The organism is Nocardioides ureilyticus (assembly GCF_051280745.1).
In the GTDB taxonomy this organism is placed as follows: domain Bacteria; phylum Actinomycetota; class Actinomycetes; order Propionibacteriales; family Nocardioidaceae; genus Nocardioides.
Map to the genome: position 1 here is coordinate 1 of NZ_JBNCOG010000078.1, position 1,082 is coordinate 1,082.

General features: G+C 66.5%; 1 protein-coding gene. It reads left to right on the top strand.

Annotated elements, in window-relative coordinates; genetic code table 11:
• Nucleotides 1-110: 110 nt before the first annotated feature.
• Nucleotides 111-1,070 carry an IS481 family transposase gene (locus tag ACSMHG_RS19540; protein ID WP_435748255.1) on the top strand — a complete coding sequence of 320 codons (960 nt, stop codon included), beginning with the start codon at nt 111-113 and terminating at the stop codon, nt 1,068-1,070.
• Nucleotides 1,071-1,082: the final 12 nt, after the last annotated feature.

The following is a 1,082-nucleotide window of genomic DNA, read 5'->3' on the forward strand; positions in this document are numbered from 1 at the left end:
GCTAGGTGTATTCGGCCATGACGTTGGTGGCATTGGTTGGTCGTTGACGTGAAGAGAACCTCCGGGTGGGGTGTGGCTTGTCGAAGGCCCACTTCCAACCCGGAGGCTCCATGTTCCACGGTAGTGCGCGGCTGACCGTTCACGGTCGGCTGCTGATCGTTCAACGTCATCAGGCTGGCTGGAAGCAAGCCCACATCGCGGCCGCGATGGGCGTCTCACGCAAGTGCGTGAAGACCTGGATCGACCGGTTCGCAGCCGAGGGCGAGAACGGCTTGCGAACACGGTCCTCGCGCCCTCACTCAACACCGACCCGCACAGCCGACGAGGTCGAGCAGCGTGTGCTCGAGCTGCGCCGACACGAGCGCCGCGGACAAGACTGGATCGGTCCCGAGCTCGCGATCCCACCCCGCACGGTGTCGCGGATCCTGCGCCGCCACGAGGTGCCCTACCTAGCCGAGTGCGACCCGATCACCGGCGAAGTCATCCGCGCCTCGCGAGCAACCGGCGTGCGCTACGAGCGCGAGAAACCCGGCGAACTGGTCCACATGGACGTCAAGAAGCTCGGCAAGATCCCCGACGGTGGCGGCTGGCGCGCCCACGGCCGCAGCGAAAAGGTCCGCGGCCGCGGGATCGGCTACGACTACGTCCACTCCCTCGTCGACGACCACTCCCGGCTGGCCTACTCCGAGATCCTGCCCGACGAAAAGGGCAAGACCTGCGCGGAGTTCCTGACCCGGGCGGCCGCCTACTTCGCCGAACATGGGATCACCCGGATCGAGCGTGTGATCACCGACAACCACCTCAGCTATCGACGATCCCGCGACATGGCCGCCGCGGTGGCAGCGCTCGGCGCCAAGCACAAGTTCATCCGCCCGCACTGCCCGTGGCAGAACGGCAAGGTGGAGCGCCTCAACCGCACCCTTCAGGTCGAGTGGGCCTACCGGCACGCCTTCACCAGCAACGAGGCCCGAGCGGCCGCTCTTGCGCCCTGGCTGAAGCACTACAACACTCAACGCCGCCACAGCGCACTCGGCGGACACCCACCGATCAGCCGCCTGATACCAACCTGATGGCCGAATACA